We start from the raw sequence: 15,614 nt of genomic DNA, 5'->3' as shown, positions 1-15,614 counted from the left end.
TTTTGAACTTCCTAACATAACAAAGTTCACAAAGGTAATGTGTGGAACTCTCCGTATTTATCATTGATAAGATAAGCCACTTCTCTATTGCGCGCATCCTTAGATAGTAGCAACTCAGCAATAGTTAGTAATGCCAACGCAGGTTGACCAATTTTTAAAGACTCGCCCCAAAATGGCTTTATTACTTTAAGAGGTGGTAACTCTTTATGCCCGATAGAGTACTTGACCGGTTGATGTCGGCTAAACAATAGTATCTCGTAAGGGTGGTTATATTTTGTAAGCTGAGTCGCGGCCACTTCTCCACCCCAAACATCTCCTGGCTGCAATAAGATATCTTTCCAATTGTCAACAGGAGGATAAGTCGTCACCTGATGATAGCGAGCTAAAATGTGGCCATAGCTTTTCAACCATTCATAACGCAGCTCTGGCTCATTTAAAAATCTTCTTTGGCGTTTATTCTTTACTATATGGTTGTTTTCAATAAGGTACTTCATTGCCTTTGTAACCATACCAACCGAAATGTCAGCTTTAGATGCAATATTCGCGTAGGTCTCATTGATAAGGTCCTTTTCAGCGAAAAGAGCAAATAAGCACTTCATGATACCGATAGTCATAAACTGGTGAGATTTATTTTGTTTTATCGGAGGTCTATTACCAATGAATATGCATAAGTCACCAGTCATCACTCTGACGTTTCCAGAGTCATCGGCATAGTTGATGTTTGAGTCATGGCATAACTGCCTAAGATAATCGCTGAGGTGATTACAGAAAAGTATGTCGTTTGCTTTTGGTCGTCGTTTCAAATAGCTTTCAATACTTTCTTTACGATGTATATGAGCATGGAAAATATTAAACCTTATCGGCTGACCATTAACTGTCATTTTTAGCTGTAAGAAACAAGATGTCATGCACGACAAATGGGTAAGAGCTAAAAAACGCAAGCATCAAAGTGGCTAAATAAACTGTCATTTATCGCCACTGGATAGCTCAACAGCTTTACTCTCGTCTGATTGATGAGAGTAGGAAAAACACCATTGATCGCCTGAGAGTCAAACTGCTTTTAAGCAAAGATGAATGGATATAACGAAAGTAAATGGAGATACGTTATGAATAAAGCAATGGTTTCTGCCTCACTAGTCACAGCTCTAAGCACCGCATTGGTAATGGCTGCTGCTCCAGCGGAAGCGGGAATGAAAGATAAAGAAAAATGCTACGGCGTGGCATTGAAAGGGAAAAATGATTGTAAAGCAGGTGCTGGTACATCTTGTGCTGGCACATCGATAAGAGATTACCAAGGTAATGCTTGGTCACTTGTTCCTAAAGGCACTTGTGAACAAACCGTATCTCAAACCTCACCAACTGGATTTGGTCAGTTAAAAGAATTTAAAGAGAAAAATTCGTAATAACATGATGAATTTGAAGACTATCTCGCGTCTTCCAGCATCTATCGGGGTTGGTTTGAAACCTGAACATGTTCAAACCATCCTCGATACTCAGCCTGATATGGGCTTTTTTGAAGTCCATGCTGAGAACTACATGGTGCCAGGAGGCCCCTTTCATCACCATCTTGAACAGATCAGAGCAAACTATCCGCTCTCGATTCATGGTGTTGGTCTTTCTATTGGTGGTGAGGATCCGCTGGATGAAGCACATTTAGATCGGTTAGCCACGCTAATAAAACGCTATCAACCAGAGGCCTTTTCCGAACATCTTGCTTGGTCCAGCCATCAGGGTACTTTTTTAAACGACTTGCTGCCCGCCCCCTACCATGAAAAAACGCTGTCGCGTGTCTGTGAACATGTTCATCGTGTACAGGAAAAGTTGGGTTATCGGATGTTACTTGAAAATCCAGCGACTTATGTTGAGTTTTCTTGCTCTGACCTTTCTGAAGAAGAGTTTATCTGCGAAGTAATCAAGCGCACGGGATGTGGTTTATTGCTGGATGTGAATAATGCCTATATTTCTTGTGTGAACCACGGGCGTAACGTGGCGTCGTATATCCAAGCACTACCATTGTTTGCGGTTGGGGAGATCCACCTTGCTGGTTATGCCGAAGATGTTGATTCGATAGGATCGTCACTTTTAATTGATAGTCATGGAGCACCTATCAGTAAAGAAGTATGGAGCTGGTATCGTTTTGTGATTGAACGCATAGGACCAAAACCGACCTTGATTGAACGCGATAACAATATTCCAGCGTTTGCCGTGTTAGCTGCGGAAGCCAAGCAAGCACAAGATATTATGGATAAGGTTAAAGTGAAATTATGAACAGGGAGAGGCAAGCACAGTGGATGGCAAATATTTTGGCTTCAGATGAATCTTGTCCCGAAGGTTTAACAACCTGGAATGGCTCTGATCCTGAAATGCGCTTTGCCGTCTATCGTAACAATGTGATTGTGTCGTTAATTGATGCCCTCACCGATAGCTATCCAGTCGTTCAATCTTTGGTAGGTGAAGCCTTTTTTCAAGCAATGGCACGCGAGTTTATCAAAGGTCATCCTCCTAGTTCTCCTGTTTTGGTTTGGTATGGGTCTGAATTCCCTGATTTTATCACTTCGTTTATTCCTGCTTCGGGTGTGCCTTATCTTGCTGATGTTGCTCGGCTAGAGTGGATGAGAATTGAATCTTGGCATGCTGCTGATGCTGAGCCTATATCTCAGGAAACATTAGCGGCATGGCTGTCTGATGAGGTCGCCTTAGAACAAACTTGTTTTATATTGCATCCCTCTTTAAACACTTTTGACTCTCAATATCCAATCGCCTCTATTTGGTCTGCTCACCAAAACGAACGGGTTAACCTTAATAACATTGATATCTCGGCTTCGGAAGCCGTGGTAGTGATTAGGCATAATGTAAGTGTAGCGATCACATGCTTAGATCATCATGCCATTCATTTTATTAAGTTGTTGAATGATGGAGTTTCATTTGCTGAGGCGGTCCAACAAGCGGGGGAATTTGAGCTTTCCTATACGTTAGCTTGGTTAATACGAAACCAAGCCATCATCAATATTGTCTCCATAGGGAGTAGTCCATGTTACTGAAAACTATTACGTTGATCCAATCATTCATCAAGTTGCTCACTCGTATACCCGATACTATCATCGCTTTACTGGCTCGTTTTTCTATCGCGGCCATTTTCTGGAAATCGGGACAAACTAAGATCGAAGGGTTGTCTATCGATATTGTCGCTGGCGAATTTAAACTTGGGTGGCCTAGTTATTCGGATTCCTTACTCGATTTATTTCGTTACGAGTATCAATTGCCACTTATCCCACCAGAGATAGCCGCACCCATGGCGGCTTTTGCCGAGCACTTTTTCCCACTACTTATTTTGATCGGCTTTGCTACTCGTTTCTCTGCACTTGCTCTACTTGGCATGACGACTGTGATTCAAATATTTGTCTACCCAGATGCTTACGCAACACACGGCGTTTGGGCGGCTGCTTTACTCTTTTTGGTCGCTCGTGGTCCAGGCTTTATTTCTGTAGATAACCTTCTAACTCGGTGGTTTGTGGTGAGGTAAATTATGCGTATAAGGTCTCGGCTTTCTTTAAGTTATGCTGTTTTGTTGGTTTTTTTGGCGGCCATTGCTGTGGTTGCTGCATTACGTTTAGAGAATTTAGCAGCGAATACCCTCACGTTGGTTGAAAAAGACTCTCGCCGTGCAGAGTTAACCCACGCTATTAATCTCCATTCAGAAAGTGCCGCAGGGCGTCTATTGTTGCTCTTTATACTCAATGAACGTGACCAGCGCGTCAATATGTATAAGGATATTGATCGTCATAACGCGTCAATTAACTCCGCTCTTGAAGCGTTGAGATCTCTCATGACGACTCAGCAAGAGCAGAAACAGTTGAAACAACTGTCAGTTTTACGAGCACAGTTTGATGAGCACTTTACGGCCACGGTCGAGGCTCTGGAGTTTGATGAGCGTCCCGAAGCGATAAGACTCATGTCAGGACCTACTCATCAGTCGTTAAAAAGCTTGCTTTCATTAACCTCAGAGCTGGCTCAATACCAGCAGCAATCCATGGAACAACGCCAAACCGAAACGCTTGAACTCGTTCATACCTCGATTCGCACAGTCCTGATATTGGGCATCTGTGCACTCTTTACAGGGGCGTTTATGGCTTGGTTTATGACCCGCTCAATTATGATGCCACTTAGCCAAGCGGTGAAAGGAACGACGGCTATTACCCAGGGAGACCTGAGCAATATGCACATGGTCACACGCAAAGATGAGCTTGGAGACTTATTGTCTGGGATGACGAACATGCGCGAACGCTTACGAGATATGATTACCGCCATTAACCATAGCTCAATACAAGTTAATCATTCAGCAACGGCTTTGCAAAGTGCTTCATATAAGGTTAGATGTGGCTCTGCGGAGCAAAATTCACTGGCACAGGCTATTGAATCTTCTATCGCGACTTTCTCTGAAGGTATTTCTTCTTTAGCCTCTAATGTTCAAACCACTCGTGATGAAGCCAGTAAAGCGCATGATATGGCCTCTCAAGGTTCGCGAGAGATCGTAAGAGTATCAGACGAAATTGTCACTATTGCCGCGACGGTTGAGAAGTCGGCACAAACGGTCGCCAAGCTTGAACAGAGCGTTTTAGAAGTCACTAATACGGTGAGTGTGATCCGTGAGATCGCAGATCAAACCAACTTACTTGCCCTTAATGCGTCGATTGAAGCGGCGCGTGCAGGAGAAAGTGGACGTGGTTTTGCAGTTGTCGCTGATGAAGTCCGTACGTTAGCGACTAGAACTGCCGATGCAACAGGAAAGATCGATCTTGTGATTGCACAAATCACTCAACAAGCTAAAGAATCTATCCTTGAAATCGAACGAGGTAAAAGTGGTATGGAAAAAGGAACAGTCTTAATTCGTGGCATTATCACACCGTTGGATGAGTTACGTGTGGGCGCTCAACATTCATTAGAAAGTTTAGATAAATTAAGTTTAATTGTGAGCGAACAAGTGAGAGAAAGTCACTCGATTGCGGCTCATGTCCAAGAAATTGTCGAAAAAACGAGAGCAAACCAAAGTGCTGCTGATGAAGTGGCAGAGATCACCAAAGTATTGGGTGATACGTCCCAACAACTTCATAATACCGTAGCGAGTTTCCGCACATAGCGGTGTATTCATGAGAGGTTAATATGAGTCTATGGAAAAACTTATTTACTTCCAGAACAACCGATAGGGAAAAGTTGCTAGAAAGCTTATTAATCTTGGCTTGGGTTGTGGAAGCAAAAGATCCTTACACAGGAGGTCATCTTTGGCGGGTATCGAAATACGCCAACCTATTAGCTAAAACAATGAGCTTAGACGGAAAAACTATAGCAAGGGTGACTTTGGGAGGGTTCCTACATGATCTTGGTAAAATCAGTGTTCCCGATAATATTCTTACTAAACAAGGTGCTCTAACAGACGAAGAATACTCTGTGATAAAAACGCACCCTACCGAGGGGGTGCGCTTAATATTCAACCATCCACTCTCTTCAATCGTAATAGATAGTATTGGGTTACATCATGAACGTTTTGATGGGATGGGGTATCCGAATGGAATGGCGCAAGATGACATTCCACTAGAAGCTAAAATTGTAGCAATTTGTGACGCTTTTGATGCGATGACGAGTCAACGCTCCTATCGAAGTGCAATGAGTAAAGAAAAAGCGTTAGCGATCATTAAAGACAATTTAGGCTCTCAATTTGATCCTACCGTTGGTCAACTTTTCATTGAGTTAGGTAAGGAAAGCAAATTCGATGAGATTATCCTGCATAGTGACGACCAAATACCGCTGCATAATTGCCCCACATGTGGTCCTACGATTACTCGGTATCGAAATGATAAAGTTGGCTCTACTTTACACTGTCCAGTGTGTTTATCTCAGGTTGAACTGATAAATGAAGGGCAAAAAATCAATATTAAACCGACAATGAATACGGTATCAAAAGACCAAAAACGCGAGCCAGATTATAAACTGATAAAAAATGTAATTGTTCAAACAATCAAAAACACTCCAATCGATGACTTACTTTAACCAAAAAAAGCCTTGCATTAGGGAGGCTTTAGATTCTATCGTCTCAGTAATAGAGGCACCGTCGTGTCGGTAATAATCCTCGTCGTATTACTTCCGACGAAGAATTGACTAAGAATTGACTAAGAATTGACTAAGTTTAGAATGCCCATTAATAAATAGTCAACTTTCTGATTAAAAAGCGGATTCGCATTACGCAGATTAATTCATTACTTTCTAATGTAGAGGAGTCGCTGACAAGGAAATGTCCAGAAGTTTGTTAAAAGTCACAATATATCAGTTGTCACAATATATCAGTTGTCACAATATATCAGTCGAATCTCATACTTACTGATATTCAAAAGTCACTACCCTAGTGGTATGAATACAAAGACCTTACTTCTAGCTCAAATCCATCGAGCAAAACTGGATAGTGACAAATGTTTAGTCGAGCTTCTTGATATGATGAGTCAAGCTTTGATGCAAACCGATTCCGCAGAAATCGATTGGCATTTAATGAACGACTTGGTGGACGATGACATACTTTTAATAATTGTATTGACCGATGCAGGCCTATCGATCAACTTTAATGAACTTGTACTGAGAGAAGCGGTGAAGTACGTAATGGCTTTTGGTCGTGAGTTACCGCATTAACACCACCTTTGCACATACGATTCCACGCTTTTTTGCCCCATAATTAGCGACGCCTTGTAGAAATCGGCTTAGTAGTCACGGGCTTTTTCTAAAATAATTTTAATGGACACGCGCAAAGGTTGAAACCTGACTCTCATCACTTACGGCAGGGTAACCTATTCGGCTAAGTGATACGTGAAGCCGAAAATAGAGGAGAATTAGAGGTCACCATAACTATTTTAACCAGTTAGGTTAATACTCTTTATATATTTTGTTTGATAATCAAGCTCAGGAAAGAGTGTTGCTTCATCTATACCGCAGTACTTCAACTCCTGCATAATTGTTTGCTTACATTCTTTCTGAATAATGAAAGACCTAGAGTGGCGATCAAAAAAATCATTTGTATTTACATATGATTGTCCAAATATCAATTTTCCCGTATGGCAGCGTGGTCAAGCAGAATATTAAGCGCTCATATAGTGTTTAAGTGCTTACTTATTTCTAAGGCTAGCTGTACCTTTTCATCTTTACTCATTTTTGAGATCAAGCAAACGAGCTCAGCTGAAATATCATCCTCACAGAAAAAGTAACTTAGTGGTACCCCAAGCTCATCAGCAATCAGCTTAAGCGTGTGGACGTCAGGTGTGTGTTTTCCCTTTTCGTATTGATTCATCCTAGGACTAGCTGAACTTTCATCCATACCTATGCGAACTCCCAACATTTTTTGTGAGAGCTTGGCTTTTTTACGCGCTTCTTTGAGGCGTATTGGGATTGGGTTGTCGAACGACACTTAGGATTCATATCTCTAGGCTCAATGTAACTAAGATTTTCTTAGTTTTACTGATTTATGTATACTAAGCAATCCTTAGTTTTATGGTTTTAGAATAGTCAATGAATCGTTCTCAAAAAATGAATGCGTTTATGCATCAACTGTTGATTGAAAAACAGATGGATAATTTTTCGGTTGTGGAAATTCGAGATGCATTGCTGTTGCTTGAAGGTGTTAGTCCCGATCCTGAAGAAGCACGTAAATTCATTTATCGTCAAATTTTAGTGCTTGAGAAAAAAGGTTGGCTGAGTTGTGAAGGGATCGGAAGGCAAAAAAAGTATTTCCAAACCGAACTCTTTCGAGGACTCGATATAATCAGCCGAGAAAGCTCATCGCCTAAGGTTCGGATTTCCCAACCGTCGACTTCAACCATGGATGGATACTCGGTCTTGATGACAGAACGTGGTGAACATCAGGGTGAGTTGGAAATTATTCTCGGTGAAATAGAAGAATATCAGTCGTTGAGTCAACGTTTTCCTGAATTGAGTACTCAAATCACACCACTGCTTAAGATAGCGAGAGAACGTTCTGCATTATTATTGGGTAAAATCAATGTATTAACCAATGTACTAGCGTCGTTATCAGAGGGATGCGCTCGATGTTAAGAGATTGGCAAAGAGACTGTGCAATGAGAGCGTTAACAAAGTATCAAGGCGAACAGTCTCATTTTTTCTGTCAAGCAACCCCGGGAGCCGGTAAAACTATCCTAGCCGCCGAAATTGCTAAACGCTTATTGGCAGGCAACTTAATTGACTTGGTGTTGTGCTTCTCCCCAACGCTCAGTGTGGCCGACAGTATAAAAAGAACCTTCTCCAAGACATTACATTGTACGTTCAATGGTGGCTTAGGCTCCATTGGGCAATCACTGACCTATCAATCCATTCAATTTTTAAATGATGAATTTTGGCGGATCCTGACTAAATACCGAGTGTTTGTCGTTTTTGATGAAATCCATCATTGTTCAGGATCTGAAATAGAAGGCGCGAATGCATGGGGGCAGCAAATACTCTCCAAAGTTCAAGGGCTCGCCACTTATACGTTAGCGCTATCTGGTACGCCATGGCGCTCGGATTCCTTACCGATTGTGATGGCGGAATACAGTGACCCTGATGGCCAACTGCTCGTCGATTATCAATACAGCTTGAAACAGGCGATTGAAGACAAAGTGTGCCGTTCACCAAAGATTGTTTTGGTGGATAACGAACATCTCACCATTACTGGTAGCAAAGAGGTTCAATCGTTTTCTTCTATATTAGAGTTACTGAAACAGACAAAAACGTCATACCAGAGCATCATCCATAATGATGAAGCGATGGAATATCTCCTTGGTTTGGGCTGTAACAAACTGGCGAATATTCGTCTGGAATCGCCCAATGCCGGAGGGTTAGTTGTGGCGGCGTCGGTACAACATGCAAAGAAAATCCAAAAAATATTAGTGACTCAGTTTCATCAATCGGCTGCGATTGTTACCTATCGTCATGATGAGCCGCTGTCTGAAATTAATGCTTACCGTCATGGTAATACCGAGTGGATTGTCAGTGTCGGTATGATTAGTGAGGGGACAGATATCCCAAGATTGCAAGTTTGTTGCCATATCAGCTCAGTGAAAACCGAATTGTACTTTAGGCAAGTACTTGGCCGTATTTTGAGAGTGAACGATGAGCCGAACCAAGAGGCTTGGCTGTTCACTTTTGCAGAGCAAAGCCTTATTGAATATTCCGAACGCATTGAGCAAGATATACCCGAAACCTGCCTGTTTGCGAAAATGGGCCAAAATGAAGCTTTCCATATCGACGGTTCGAATATCCGCCCACTGCAATCGGCTACTTCTGAACAGAGTGACATACTCGTCCCCACTCTGGATTGGAACTCTTCAATTAAAAATGGAACGTCAGTTGATGGCTCAAATGAGCCCTTTGATGAATTACATTTAGGGCGCTTTAAGCAACGAGTTATAGCTGCATTTGTGTAGTTTTTGACCGATGATGGGGGTGAGGTTTCTACTTTGTTTTGTCTACAATTAATGATGTAGAAAAGCCTTACATATAAGTCGGTTACTGAACTAAAACTTACATTTTAATTGTGCAACAAGATGCTGGGCAAGTTTTTGCCTGTGATTTTTTTGGGTTATCATAGGCAATCCTAAATAATGATGGTACATCATCCCTATGTTTGACAAACAGCGTTCTTATTGTTGTCCATTTTGGAAAGACCCTGAAACCTGCAATTGCGCATCCTGCTATAACCAAAGAGAATGGGATAGAAGCAGTGCCGCACTTAATGTTGCTGAAGCTAACAATTTCAGATCATCGGGAGCTGCAATTCCAAGTATGCAACCAATGCTCGAACCTGAACTGCCTAAAATGACGATGAAAGAAAGGCTAGAAGCACAAAGTAGGCAAAACCTTGCACAGCGTGAAAAGAATTGGAAATATGTACAAGCCAATAAAGAGCGTTACGCCGCGCAACGAGCGGACCAATTAGCTCGACAAGCTCAAGCTGCTTATGATCTTACAGAGAAAGAATGGAATAAAGACCTAAAGGAAGATTTAAAAGCCTATTTAGAGAAACGACATACACAGGTTTGTATTTTCACTGTCGATGATGCAGCTAAATGCGCGATAAACATTTGGCAGCAAAAAAATACAGATGGTGAAACTATTGGCACTGAAACATTGAAATTGTTAGAAGAGATTCATTCTAAATTTGATATCGGTGTTGGCCTTGTTGCTGCTACAAAAGTAACAAAAGCTCTGGGTGGTTTAGGGGTGACCGTCAAACAATACTTAGATGTTAAAGGCAAGGAAAAAATCATCATATCCAGCCTTTGGAATGATAAAAAAATGCACTATGCAGTTGTTAATGGTTTAAATATAAAGAAAAACCATCCATATCCAATATCTAATCCAACGGTAAAGCAATTAGGTGTTTTAGCAAAAGATACTGTGAATGGCTTTAAAAAAGGAGCGGTGTTAAGCATGATTATCTCCGCCGGAATAAACACAAACGAATTAGTATTTAATGATGATTATCATTTAGTTGATTGGTTTGGGCATGTTGGCAGTGATTTTTTCAAAGCTATGACCGTTCTTTCTACTAGTGCTTATGTGGTTAGCTTAACTGTAGGTTTGGGTATTGCTCTACCGATATTAGCAGGTGTTGTCCTGTGGGTTGGTGTTGATTGGGCAATAAATGAAATTTGGGAATCATTTAAAATTGAAGATGCTATCGTTGAAGGATTGAAAAATGCCACAAATAGCTAATAAGCTTATATATTCATACGGTGCATTAGTGAGTTTAATTGGTTTGCCCTTTGCACTTTACTTGAGTTTAGAAGACATTTTTAATGTTTATAAACTTAGTAGTAAAACCATAGAGTTAAGCTATTTTTTTGCTATTTCCCCCATCCTATTTTGGATTCTAAGTATTGTTATCGTAGGCACGTATTCATTATTTTTTAAGACAAGAATGAAGCTTTCACGGCCCATGAGAAAGGCGATAGGCATATACATGCCTATCATTGCTGTTTCACTTTCTTTAGCTATGGGTATTTTCCTAAAACCGCTAATGACCGAACACTTGGTAACTAATGGGTATACATTGGAAAAAACCATTTCGGCTTCAGCACCATGGCGTTCTGACATTGATGTTTATACACGAAACGACTAGTAATGATTGAGCTAAAAGTACTAAAGCATCAATTGCATTTGTAGGAGGACAGTATGGTTTGTTATAAGTCCTTAAAAGTGTCACCTACCTTAATAGTTAATATCTAAGATTACGTGGGTGAACTGAAAGAAAGCATAGTTCTTATAGGAGCAGTGTTTTTTTTCTGATTGGGATCAAATAGGACAATGTTGGTAAGCTCATTTCTGCCCCATTCCTTCTTTACGGCAAAGAGCACTATTGTCAACTGTACTATGCGTAGCCCTAATAAAACTTATCTCTGATGAACGGTGGAACCGTGTCAGGGCGCTGGCGGATCCCCTCATAATTCACCTAAGCCACAAGTGTGTGTGAGACGTTGATAATCCACCATAGCCCAATGATATTGGGCCCCTTTTATTTGGTATCTTCGATGACAACGTACCTCTTTACCCAATCTAGGGATGGATAGTACTCGGCGATGTTTGATAGTGTTGGCTTGGAAGTCATAATGCCATTGAGCTTGCATGGCGATTAAGCCATTCCACCACATGATGATTTCTGCCATTAGCGCCATGAGCAGTAGGATATCGATACGATTCGTACAGCGAGTTAGATTGTGGCGCAGTGCCAATCCGTAAGCGGGGCTTTTTAGATCTCGAAACGACTCTTCAATCTGCATTCTTTTGGCGTATAAGCGAGTGATTTTAACGCCATTTAATACCTGATTGGGGATGTTTGTTACTAGAAGCCAAGGCTCTTTTGCACCTCTGTGGAATACTTTTCCTGCTGAATGCTTTTGGCAGGTTCTGCTGTGTCGATGGGGGTTTCTGCCTTTAGGTTGGCTCTTGTATAAATAGGCAAAGCATGTGAGCGGCGAACGCCGTGATAATTGGCTTTCCCCTAAAAACTGCGGTTTGTCAGTTGCCTGAGGATAGAAGGTCTTGTTCCATAGCCAAGGGGCATCACCACATTTGATCGAGACTTCGCCACGTACGCGTCCCAACCAGAACCAACCTTTGTTGGCGACTTGCCGAAACCATGTATTTCTAAATCCAGCATCCGAGACAATGATGGGAGTGCAGCCTTCGGGCAGGAGCGTTTGAAGCTTATCGAGAAAGTATTGATGACTCTTTGGAGAGTTGTTGTTTTTGTATTCAAACGCCTGCTCATAAAGCGTGATGGCTCGACCTTTAACGGCAACTGAAGCGCGCAATGTCATATAACGTAGCTGCTCGCGAACATCTGACCAATCAACGAGCACCACAGGAAAAGGGTTGGCACGGGTAATAAAGGACGCATGCCACTTATAAATGGTGTCTTTTTCACGGTGTAGGTTGCGATTACCGAGCAATCGGTCGATGCGTTTAATCGCATGCTTACGGTGGTATCGGTGTCGAGTGCGCGCCCAATTTTGGTCAATGTGAGATCAGAGCCGTCGAGTACAGTTTTGGTTGCAAGTATCAGAGATCTCAGTCGTTTTTTGTGAATGTCAGGGCATTGATTCTCGAGAGTTTGCTGTAGAATTTGAATGTCGCGCATCGTTAGGGCTCCCTATTAAATCCATTTAATCAGGTGTGTTTTTGGCGAAATTCATTAGATCAGAATGAGCGATGCGCGTCTACTCATTGTTTTATATAGAAATTATGAGGGGATTCGTAAGGTCAGGGCGAAATGTTGCTTTTAAGAAATTTATCAGTTGTTCTTTGTTGTGTCTGGGTTCATAAATTGAAGCAATAGCCAAAAGACTGCATCATTGAGAGCTGAACGTTACAATTGTGATATTCAGTGCTAAATCGGTTATAAATAATATGAGGAAATTGAGTTGGTAGAAGCAAAAACTATCGGGTTGTTCTTTATTACAGCAGTAGCAGAGATATTGGGGTGTTATCTACCTTATCTCTGGTTGAAAGACGGGAAATCTGTCTGGCTTTTACTACCAGCAGCTCTATCCCTAGCACTATTTGCTTGGTTGCTTTCTCTTCACCCAACAGCGGCTGGTAGGGTTTATGCTGCCTACGGTGGGGTTTATATTTTCGTAGCAATACTATGGCTGTGGATAGTTGATGGTATTCGACCAACTTTATGGGACATAGTCGGTGTGACGGTAGCGCTGATCGGCATGGTTATCATCATGTTCGCGCCAAGGTACACCTAATAATGAACTATTGAAACATTTCAAATTGAGGGGTATGAGCAAGCTCCACCTTAGGTCTGTCCCTATTTTGGTCTCAACATTAAGACAGCCATTTGACATCGACTTACTTTTCCCAAACTAACTTATCTCTCAGAAGAACATGTTTAATTGAAAAATTGATACATACGGAAGATAAAACATATGATATTTCATATGTTTTATTGCGTTGAATAGTTCCTATGTTTGATCCAATCCTTCTTTACAAAGCATTTGCTGAAGAAACTCGGCTTAAGTCTCTGCTGTTAATGCAGAAACAAGAAGAATTGTGTGTGTGATCTCATGGAGGCGCTTAATCTCAGTCAACCCAAAGTCTCTCGGCATCTTGCCGAACTGCGAAAGCACGAGCTTGTTATGGATGAGCGACGTGGTAAGTGGGTTTACTACCGAATCAATCCCAGGCTAGCTCCTTGGGTTAAGCAAGTGCTGGAGATAACCCTCAAGCATAATTTGGCACTTATCGAGCCAGAGTTGCAGTTCATCAAAGGCAAAACATGCTCGAATGGTATAAGTGAATAATGCTCTATTCAGTTGGTTTATCAATTTCATATTAAAGAGGTCTGTATGAGTAATATCTCAAGCTGTGGCGAAACCAGCGCATCTGAAAAAATGAGTTTCCTAGATCGATATCTAACCGTATGGATTTTTCTTGCAATGGCCGTTGGTGTCGGGGTTGGAGTGTGCTTCCCTCTGTCGGCTCAGTGGAACGAAAGCCTATCTGTAGGTTCAACCAATATCCCGCTTGCTATTGGCCTAATCCTAATGATGTACCCTCCATTAGCGAAAGTAAATTATAGCCTTCTAGGCGAAGTAACTCGTGACAAACGCGCGATAATGCTTTCTTTAGTGATGAACTGGCTCGTGGGACCGATTTTGATGTTCACATTAGCCATCATTTTCTTACGCGATCAACCTAGTTATATGGTAGGACTCATTCTGATCGGCCTTGCTCGATGCATCGCTATGGTGTTGGTTTGGAATGATATCAGCGGCGGAAACAAAGAGTACGGTGCAACTTTGGTTGCATTAAATAGCGCGTTTCAAATTGTCACGTATAGTTTTATGGCGTGGCTGTTTATTACTGTTTTACCCCCTTACTTTGGCCTTGAAAGTTTCGTTGTTGACATCACTATCTGGGATATTGCACAAAGCGTCTTAATTTATTTAGGCATCCCTTTCTTAGCGGGTTTCTTAAGCCGTAAACTATTAGTTTCAGCAAAAGGTGAACAGTGGTACAACGAAGTCTTCATCCCGCGTATTTCGCCAATCACCCTGATTGCGCTTTTGGCAACCATCGTTTTGATGTTTAGTCTGAAAGGTGAAATGATCATCGAGTTACCGATGGATGTGTTCCGTATTGCAGTGCCACTGATCATCTATTTTATGGTGATGTTTTTTGTGAGCTTCTACATCGGGAAACGTATGGGGATCCCTTACGACCAAAATGCTTCTATCGCCTTTACTTCAACGGGCAATAACTTCGAACTGGCTATCGCCGTATCAATCGCTGTATTTGGATTAAACTCTGATCAAGCATTTGCAGGCGTTATTGGACCTTTGGTTGAAGTGCCCGTTTTAATTGCTTTGGTCAACGTCGCATTACGAATGAAGAAGAAGTACTATCCTCCCCATCATGGTATTAAAGCGCACAATCAATAACCATTCACAAACGTCATGATCTTGCCATTAAGCAGTCAATGAGTTCATCCCGATAAGAATGCAACAATGTAATTAGAATTAACCTAGGTAACTAACACCACTGCAATCCAGTAGGGAGGCTTGGTTGATGAGTAAGTAACATTCGACAGTGCTCCAAAAACAAAAAGGCTGCGATGGAGAGCAGCCTTTTTTACTACCCGTCATATCATGACGACTGGTTTTTGGGGCTTGACAAAAGCTCCGCAATCGCTTGATCGTTTTGGTGACGAACATCCAAGCCAGTCACAAAATAAATCGTGTACTCACAAACGTTGCGCGCGTGATCGCCAATCCGTTCGACCGCGCGACCTATCCACGTGATCTCCAAAATGGTTTGATAGTGAGTGCCTTGCACCAGCATATCTTTATCATTTTGACGCAAAATATTGCCGTAGCTGTTGTCGATTTGTTTATCTAACATTGCTGCTTCTAGCGCATCGTGTGCATTGAGATCGTGAAAAGCGTTCATCGATTTTTGCAGCATATTGATCACGTTCGCGTTAATTGTTTCAAACGCATCTTCTTGTAATTCAATACCATCAAAATAGTCTTTGTCACCCGGATGGTGCTCCTTTAAACGCAACACCGCATGGG

At 41.8% G+C, this 15,614-nt stretch carries 16 protein-coding genes and 2 pseudogenes; 14 read left to right on the top strand and 4 right to left on the bottom strand.

Features of this window, described 5'->3' with window-relative positions; genetic code table 11:
- Nucleotides 1-26 precede the first annotated feature (26 nt).
- Nucleotides 27-881 (bottom strand): type IV toxin-antitoxin system AbiEi family antitoxin, encoded by an 855-nt coding sequence (locus AACQ21_RS09225; RefSeq protein WP_240507671.1) that lies wholly within the window; start codon nt 879-881, stop codon nt 27-29.
- A gap of 225 nt (nt 882-1,106) precedes the next feature.
- Between AACQ21_RS09225 and AACQ21_RS09220 the strand changes: the two genes are divergently transcribed.
- The 7 genes from AACQ21_RS09220 (at nt 1,107) to AACQ21_RS09190 (ending at nt 6,675) form a co-directional block, all read left to right on the top strand.
- Nucleotides 1,107-1,403, top strand: a complete 297-nt coding sequence (locus AACQ21_RS09220; RefSeq protein ID WP_094147526.1) for a BufA1 family periplasmic bufferin-type metallophore — start codon at nt 1,107-1,109, stop codon at nt 1,401-1,403.
- A gap of 4 nt (nt 1,404-1,407) precedes the next feature.
- A complete protein-coding gene (gene bufB, locus AACQ21_RS09215) occupies nt 1,408-2,268 on the top strand; it encodes an MNIO family bufferin maturase (RefSeq protein ID WP_094147525.1) in 861 nt (286 codons plus the stop codon).
- A 23-nt stretch (nt 2,269-2,291) separates the two neighbouring features.
- A complete protein-coding gene (locus AACQ21_RS09210) occupies nt 2,292-3,041 on the top strand; it encodes an HvfC/BufC N-terminal domain-containing protein (RefSeq protein WP_166538059.1) in 750 nt (249 codons plus the stop codon).
- The gene (locus AACQ21_RS09205) at nt 3,032-3,523 is read left to right on the top strand and encodes a DoxX family protein (RefSeq protein ID WP_094147523.1); all 492 of its coding nucleotides are present in this window, start codon (nt 3,032-3,034) and stop codon (nt 3,521-3,523) included. Before AACQ21_RS09210 ends, AACQ21_RS09205 begins: the two co-directional genes overlap by 10 nt.
- A 3-nt stretch (nt 3,524-3,526) precedes the next feature.
- Nucleotides 3,527-5,137 carry a methyl-accepting chemotaxis protein gene (locus tag AACQ21_RS09200; protein ID WP_094147522.1) on the top strand — a complete coding sequence of 537 codons (1,611 nt, stop codon included), beginning with the start codon at nt 3,527-3,529 and terminating at the stop codon, nt 5,135-5,137.
- Between the two features lie 23 nt (nt 5,138-5,160).
- Complete coding sequence (locus tag AACQ21_RS09195; RefSeq protein ID WP_094164267.1) at nt 5,161-6,045, top strand: HD-GYP domain-containing protein; 885 nt, start codon at nt 5,161-5,163, stop codon at nt 6,043-6,045.
- 357 nt (nt 6,046-6,402) lie between these two features.
- A complete protein-coding gene (locus AACQ21_RS09190; RefSeq protein WP_017049628.1) occupies nt 6,403-6,675 on the top strand; it encodes a hypothetical protein in 273 nt (90 codons plus the stop codon).
- Nucleotides 6,676-7,126: 451 nt separating this feature from the next.
- On the opposite strand, the gene AACQ21_RS09185 is transcribed toward AACQ21_RS09190, so the two are convergent.
- The gene (locus AACQ21_RS09185; protein WP_017046120.1) at nt 7,127-7,444 is read right to left on the bottom strand and encodes a helix-turn-helix domain-containing protein; all 318 of its coding nucleotides are present in this window, start codon (nt 7,442-7,444) and stop codon (nt 7,127-7,129) included.
- 101 nt (nt 7,445-7,545) lie between these two features.
- Between AACQ21_RS09185 and AACQ21_RS09180 the strand changes: the two genes are divergently transcribed.
- From AACQ21_RS09180 to AACQ21_RS09165, 4 genes are all read left to right on the top strand, one after another.
- Nucleotides 7,546-8,088, top strand: coding sequence for a hypothetical protein (locus tag AACQ21_RS09180; protein ID WP_017049629.1), 543 nt, complete (start codon nt 7,546-7,548; stop codon nt 8,086-8,088).
- A complete protein-coding gene (locus AACQ21_RS09175) occupies nt 8,073-9,455 on the top strand; it encodes a DEAD/DEAH box helicase (RefSeq protein ID WP_017049630.1) in 1,383 nt (460 codons plus the stop codon). The genes AACQ21_RS09180 and AACQ21_RS09175 overlap by 16 nt, the downstream gene beginning before the upstream one ends.
- Nucleotides 9,456-9,651: 196 nt before the next feature.
- Nucleotides 9,652-10,746, top strand: coding sequence for a hypothetical protein (locus tag AACQ21_RS09170; RefSeq protein ID WP_088729065.1), 1,095 nt, complete (start codon nt 9,652-9,654; stop codon nt 10,744-10,746).
- On the top strand, nt 10,730-11,152 hold the full coding sequence (locus AACQ21_RS09165; protein WP_017046124.1) for a hypothetical protein: 423 nt from the start codon (nt 10,730-10,732) through the stop codon (nt 11,150-11,152). Before AACQ21_RS09170 ends, AACQ21_RS09165 begins: the two co-directional genes overlap by 17 nt.
- 319 nt (nt 11,153-11,471) lie before the next feature.
- Here AACQ21_RS09165 and AACQ21_RS09160 read toward each other — a convergent pair.
- A pseudogene (locus AACQ21_RS09160) lies at nt 11,472-12,670 on the bottom strand (IS4 family transposase).
- Nucleotides 12,671-12,953: 283 nt separating this feature from the next.
- Between AACQ21_RS09160 and AACQ21_RS09155 the strand changes: the two are divergent.
- The 3 genes and pseudogenes from AACQ21_RS09155 to arsB all read left to right on the top strand — a co-directional run bounded on the left by AACQ21_RS09155 (nt 12,954) and on the right by arsB (nt 14,981).
- Nucleotides 12,954-13,286 carry a YnfA family protein gene (locus AACQ21_RS09155; RefSeq protein ID WP_094132656.1) on the top strand — a complete coding sequence of 111 codons (333 nt, stop codon included), beginning with the start codon at nt 12,954-12,956 and terminating at the stop codon, nt 13,284-13,286.
- Nucleotides 13,287-13,504: 218 nt separating this feature from the next.
- A pseudogene (locus AACQ21_RS09150) lies at nt 13,505-13,841 on the top strand (metalloregulator ArsR/SmtB family transcription factor).
- Between the two features lie 45 nt (nt 13,842-13,886).
- Entirely contained in the window at nt 13,887-14,981 is a 1,095-nt protein-coding gene (arsB, locus tag AACQ21_RS09145; protein WP_094132658.1) for an ACR3 family arsenite efflux transporter, read from the top strand.
- 205 nt (nt 14,982-15,186) lie between these two features.
- Here arsB and AACQ21_RS09140 read toward each other — a convergent pair.
- Nucleotides 15,187-15,614, bottom strand: a 428-nt coding sequence (locus tag AACQ21_RS09140; RefSeq protein ID WP_308514830.1) for a phosphate signaling complex PhoU family protein, incomplete at its 5' end; no start/stop codon positions are given.

The organism is Vibrio sp. V01_P9A10T6 (assembly GCF_963877065.1).
Taxonomy (GTDB): Bacteria; Pseudomonadota; Gammaproteobacteria; order Enterobacterales; family Vibrionaceae; genus Vibrio; species Vibrio anguillarum.
The sequence above is the reverse complement of the archived record's forward strand: the minus strand, read 5'-3'. Positions and strand labels throughout refer to the sequence as shown.

Bases quoted from the DNA above. Each gene is read 5' to 3' on its own strand.
- bufB (WP_094147525.1), top strand. From the start codon at position 1,408: ATGATGAATTTGAAGACTATCTCGCGTCTTCCAGCATCTATCGGGGTT.
- AACQ21_RS09220 (WP_094147526.1), top strand. From the start codon at position 1,107: ATGAATAAAGCAATGGTTTCTGCCTCACTAGTCACAGCTCTAAGCACC.
- AACQ21_RS09195 (WP_094164267.1), top strand. From the start codon at position 5,161: ATGAGTCTATGGAAAAACTTATTTACTTCCAGAACAACCGATAGGGAA.
- AACQ21_RS09165 (WP_017046124.1), top strand. From the start codon at position 10,730: ATGCCACAAATAGCTAATAAGCTTATATATTCATACGGTGCATTAGTG.
- AACQ21_RS09190 (WP_017049628.1), top strand. From the start codon at position 6,403: ATGAATACAAAGACCTTACTTCTAGCTCAAATCCATCGAGCAAAACTG.
- AACQ21_RS09205 (WP_094147523.1), top strand. From the start codon at position 3,032: ATGTTACTGAAAACTATTACGTTGATCCAATCATTCATCAAGTTGCTC.
- AACQ21_RS09180 (WP_017049629.1), top strand. From the start codon at position 7,546: ATGAATCGTTCTCAAAAAATGAATGCGTTTATGCATCAACTGTTGATT.
- arsB (WP_094132658.1), top strand. From the start codon at position 13,887: ATGAGTAATATCTCAAGCTGTGGCGAAACCAGCGCATCTGAAAAAATG.
- AACQ21_RS09175 (WP_017049630.1), top strand. From the start codon at position 8,073: ATGCGCTCGATGTTAAGAGATTGGCAAAGAGACTGTGCAATGAGAGCG.
- AACQ21_RS09225 (WP_240507671.1), bottom strand. From the start codon at position 881: ATGACAGTTAATGGTCAGCCGATAAGGTTTAATATTTTCCATGCTCAT.
- AACQ21_RS09200 (WP_094147522.1), top strand. From the start codon at position 3,527: ATGCGTATAAGGTCTCGGCTTTCTTTAAGTTATGCTGTTTTGTTGGTT.
- AACQ21_RS09210 (WP_166538059.1), top strand. From the start codon at position 2,292: ATGGCAAATATTTTGGCTTCAGATGAATCTTGTCCCGAAGGTTTAACA.
- AACQ21_RS09170 (WP_088729065.1), top strand. From the start codon at position 9,652: ATGTTTGACAAACAGCGTTCTTATTGTTGTCCATTTTGGAAAGACCCT.